The organism is uncultured Megasphaera sp., assembly GCF_958350005.1.
Lineage (GTDB): Bacteria > Bacillota > Negativicutes > Veillonellales > Megasphaeraceae > Megasphaera.
The window spans coordinates 1-5,096 of record NZ_CATWFF010000141.1 but is presented as its reverse complement, the minus strand read 5'-3'; the positions used below and the strand labels follow the sequence as shown (position 1 = coordinate 5,096).

The 5,096-nt window shown below is 49.9% G+C and carries 2 protein-coding genes; one reads left to right on the top strand and one right to left on the bottom strand.

Features of this window, described 5'->3' with window-relative positions; genetic code table 11:
* Positions 1 to 34: 34 nt before the first annotated feature.
* Positions 35 to 127: a putative holin-like toxin gene (locus Q3886_RS08185; RefSeq protein ID WP_301860867.1), complete on the top strand. Its 93-nt coding sequence runs from the start codon at positions 35 to 37 to the stop codon at positions 125 to 127.
* A 758-nt stretch (positions 128 to 885) separates the two neighbouring features.
* Here the strand turns inward: Q3886_RS08185 and Q3886_RS08180 are convergent.
* Positions 886 to 5,096 (bottom strand): TonB-dependent siderophore receptor (locus Q3886_RS08180; protein ID WP_301860866.1); only part of this gene is annotated, 4,211 nt, incomplete at its 5' end.

The window sequence follows — 5,096 nt, the reverse complement described above, 5'->3', positions numbered from 1 at the left end:
GGATTGACCTCCATTTGAAATGGAGGTGATGTCTATGAAATTTACCTTTCAGGACTTGATGTCCTTTGGTACGTTTATTCTGGCATTGCTGACATTTATTGTATTACTTGTCACGAAGCTAGCGTAGATATGAAAAAACCACCCCAATACTTTGACCGGTAGGCGGGTGGATTTTTCACTCAATTAATCTGGTCAACCCACCTTGTGGGCGGTTGTTCCTTTTTCAGCTTTATGGTATCACAGATTCCCGGAAAATGCAATGGAGATACGACAAAACCACCGCGGCGGACAGAGGTAGCATGCTGTCGGCTGCGATGGTCGATTGTATGATGTATGTATTGAAGTGCCTGTGATCTTTATGATATACTTATCCTCGGAACAACTGTGTTGCAGGGTGGATTGACCTCCATTTGAAATGGAGGTGATGTCTATGAAATTTACCTTTCAGGACGTAATGTCCTTTGGTACGTTTATTCTGGCATTGCTGACATTTATCTTATCACTTGTCACGAAGCTAATGTAGACATAAGAAAACCACCCCGAAACTTTGACCGGTAGAAGGGTGGAATTCTTACCTATTTACTTTGGTCAACCCACCTTGTGGGCGGTTGTTCCTTTTTCAGCTTTATAATATCACAGATTCCCGGAAATTTCAATGGATATACGACAAAACCACCGCAGCGAACAGAGGTAGCATTCTGTCTGCTGCGGTGATTTTGCGTATCTATCACACAGGGCGTCCCGGAGAAAAAGGGAGATTGTGTCATCGTATGTACGAAGCCGGGACGCGCTGGTGTTAGCATCTATGATACAGCCCTTCTGGCCGGAGAAAGGAGTTTGTCTATTGTATGAGTTCGGCCAGATGGGGCTGGTATCAGCACTCGTTTAGAACTTGTACGTTGCCTGAATGCGGGTGTAGTCGCCGAGGTCGAAGCTTTCCGGCGTGTACAGCGTATCCCGGGTCTGCGTGCTGTGAGCATCGAAGGTATAGAACGCTTCAAGGAGCAGGTTCTTCGACGGAACATAGCCGATGCCGGCTGTAAAGCTGCGGATGCCGTCGAGGTAGCGGTCCGGCAGAGATGCGGTTCCATTGCCGCCGAGGAAGGCGCCGTGGTCGAAGGACTTGTAATCGAGGAAGGCGTTCCACGAGCCCGGTACGTCCGTATCGGCGCGGCCAATATCGAGACGGGCCACCCAGAAATCAGGCGTACTGCCGCCGCCGGTGTATTCGCCATAATTGCCCATACCGCCGTGGAAGTATCTGCCCATAGCGGCGCGGTTCTGGCCGTAGTCAAAGGAGAGCATGGCTTTGTCGCCCAGGCGAATCTGACTGCCAACGCCGATGACGTCGGCAATCTTCATTTCGTGACCCTGATCGTCGTAAGCTCCTTCGCCGAAGGAATTGAGCTTCCACGCTTCGACGCCGACTGTATCGGAAAGCTGATGACGAAGCTTGATATAGCCAGCCCGATCCATGGCCGGAATCTGATCCTGATCCAGGAGATAGCCTTTCTGCGTAATCACAAGGGGTACGCCAGGCATAGGCACTGTACCATTGTTTAATACCTTATTCTTCAAATAACCAAAATTTCCAATTCGAGCGCTTACAAGATCATTAATAAGGTTGCTGATAACATGTATCGTAGAGCCACCCAGGACAGTGCTGGTCGTATCACCGACATAGGAGGCAAAGGCATGATCTACAGCCTGATCCAAGGTCAAGGTCTGGCCATTGTCGCGGTCCTGATATGCCGTAGCGCCCAGTTTCTGCAGGGCTGACCGGATTCTGCCCTTTACGATATCGGCATCGAACATATCCGTCACTGAAAGGCCTGCCAATGGATGAGCACCACTTTCAAAAGTATAGGTACCCCCTAAATCTACAGACTGGCCGTCAACGGTTGCTTTTAAATCCAGACCAACACGATTTTTCAACTGATCTGCATAATGCCCAACAAAAGTAGCCGTATCGCTTTCATTACCCCAGAATCCCTTATAGTAGGTATTCTGATCTATTTTAACATGGGAATATTCCCGGACAGAGGCATCATTAATATCCTTCAGAATATGGACGAATTCCTTCATAACCTGTAATTTTTCTTCCGGTGTCTTGGCATTATCAAATTTAGAGGCGTAGTTGTACTGCCCGGCCGGATTGACAGCTAATCCAGGAACTGCGGCGTGATCCATAATCCCTAAGAATTCACTGATCGTAGGTGCCCGCTGAATTATGGTTTCCCGCTTATGGTTGTATGCGCTGTCGCTGACGCCGGTAGACTGGCTGAAATCGCCATAGCCGGCAATGACCTGGGTGTTCTTATTGCTGTAGGCTACGCGGACGCCGTCATAGTACTTGCCGAAGTAATATCCCGTCACGCCCATGGGTTCCGTAATACGGCCGACAGTCCAGTCCCACTTCTGCGTGCTCTTCGTCAGTTCCGCTTTTTCCAGATAAGGATCGTGGAGACCCCGTTTGTCGGCTACGTTATAGTCGTTCCGGTCTTTGGCCGTCGAACCCAGGACGTTGAGGTTCAGGCCGTCAGCAAGCTGATAGTCCACACCGAGGCGCAGGCGCTGTTCCAGTCCGTGGGCGGCTTTGTCGGCATGATTCCGGACAGCGGCATCGGTCGGCTGCGTATCCTTCGTCTGGCGCATGGCCACTTTATCCTGACCTTTGTACATGTTGCTGCGCAGCTGGTAATCGCCATAGAGCTGTACATCGCCGGCTTTACGGCTCGTATCTGCTGAAGCTGGCCGCGTAATGAACCAGGAATCAGCCGGTTTATTGACGACGACGGTGTTGCCATCTTTATCCTGAACAAATTCGGTTTTGCTCGTCTTGCGGTGGAACGTGTCGCTCAGGTCGTCGAGCTTGATATTGACGCCAAAACGGTACGTCCGGTCGGCAAAGGCCCGGTCATCGTCCTGGTGGTTAAATACGTTATCGACGCCTACATAAGCCGTGAAGTCCTTGCCGAAGTCTTTTTCCACCATGACGTTCCAGATGCCGAAGGATTTTTCTGCATACTTGCCCTGTTTGCGGATGTAGTTGCCGTTGTCGTCTTTTTCAAACAGGCTTTCGGTGGATACAGAGTTGCTGTCCAGCATGTTCACATAGTAACTGCCCCAGATGGCGGCGCGCCAATCTCCTTTCGTATTGCGGTAGTTCAGACTGAGGTCAAATTTCTGCGTCGGCCGGTCGAGCAGGCGGTGCGGCATGTCCTTATCGCTGGAGTTAATGGCATGGAGCCATGTATATCCCAGCTTCATAGACCAGTTGTCGTTGAATTTCTGCTGTACTTCTGCTTCCAGGCCTGTAATCTTCGCCTTGCCGATATTGCGGAAACTGTAGATGCGGTCGGCGCCGGGATGATAGGCTTCCAGGCCCGTACCATATACATTATTAAAATCAAAGTCAATGAGCTGACCTGTAAAATAGGAACTCATATAATCTTTAATTTCATTGTGGAACACGCCGACTTTGGCATAGGTCTTGTCGTTTTCCCCTTCAATGGACAAATCGAAGTTGAGGGATTTTTCCGGTTTCAAATCGGGATTGCCGACCCAGTACCAGCCGAGATGACTGCCAGATGCGCCGAACATTTCCCAGTTGTAATAGAGTTCACCCATGCCCGGTTCGGCATAGCCAGTGCCAACATTGGCCTTGAAGCGGCGATGTTCATTGCCGTTTACGTTATGGAGCAAACCGATGTTGCCTGTGACATGACTGCCGAAGAGGTCGCTGTGATCGAGCCGCAGAGACGGCGTCAGGACCGTCGTATCGTTGAGCTGCCAGTCATCCTGCAAGTAGGCATAATAGCGATTGATTTCCGCTTCGCCGACAGACACCTGGTTGTCACGTTCGTCATAGCCCTGCCCGTAATACTTGCCATTATATAAAAGGTTTTTATCCTGCTCATAATTACTGCCATCTGCCTTAGGCAGCTGTCCATAATATGCCAATCCAGGATTAAAGAATTCTTTCATACTGCCGCCATGGGCCATAATTTCCATCAGTTTGTCCACATTCGGCGTACCATCGGCATTCATCAGGCCGTTTTGTTTTGATACGGCTTCATTAAATGCCGCATAGCGATCGACAATATCGCCATATTTCTGCCGCATTTCATCCGTAATGGTAGGCGGTTCATAGCCCGAACCAACAATCGCCGCCTTGAGTTCTGGATCCATATTTTTGGCATCATCATAGGTAAAGGCCGGTTTGTCATTGCCGTAAAACTCTTTATCTTTGTCCCACATAAAGCCGCCGTCTGTTCTCTTATATTCAAAATTATGAACATACGAATTGGGCACATCCTTGCCGCTGCCTGTATTCTCCTTTACGCCCAGGGATTTGTCATAGTCCCAGGGATTAATCGTCTGAACACGAGTTTTGGGGGCATTGCGGAGGCGCGTCCCTTCGGCCCATTCCCGGGTATGGCCAAAGCCATAGCTCAAATAATGGGCGTCATTGACAGCGGTATGCAAATCGACGCCGACTGTGGTCTGTTCATGTTCCAGCCAGTCCACACTGGCCAGGGTATTGCCGCCGCTGTACTGCGTGCCATTGCCGGAATTCAGGAGGGTAACGTCTTTTTCCTTTTCCTTGCCATGATTGACGTTGACCTGCCAGTCCGTCGTGCCGCCGCGGCCTTTATAGATAAAATTATAGGTCGAGCGCTTTAAGGAACGGTTGTAGACCTGCATCGGTTCAAATACACTGCCAATATCCGATGCCGATTTATTGTATCGTTTCAGGTCGCTTTCTTCATCATTAATGGTAAAGGAAATAGAATGATCCTTGTTGAATTCATAGCTGCCGGTTACGCCGGTATTTTTCATATCCCCAAAATACCGCAGAGACGGCTTGAATTCTTCACTCCAGGCGTTGTCAGACGAGCCGCCATAGGCGCGTTCTGAACTGTATACAGGCATGATGTCCCGCTTCGACGTCCAGCCGGCAATGGAGAATTTACCGATTTTACCGCTGTCAGCACGGAGGAAGAAGTTGCTCGGCAAAGCGCTGCTTTCAAGCGAACTCGAATACCGGGAACTATGATAGCGGCCTTCGGCATTAAACTGCAGGCTCGGCGTAT

Excerpts from the sequence above, each read along its gene's own strand:
- Q3886_RS08185 (WP_301860867.1), top strand. The coding sequence starts at position 35 with ATGAAATTTACCTTTCAGGACTTGATGTCCTTTGGTACGTTTATTCTG.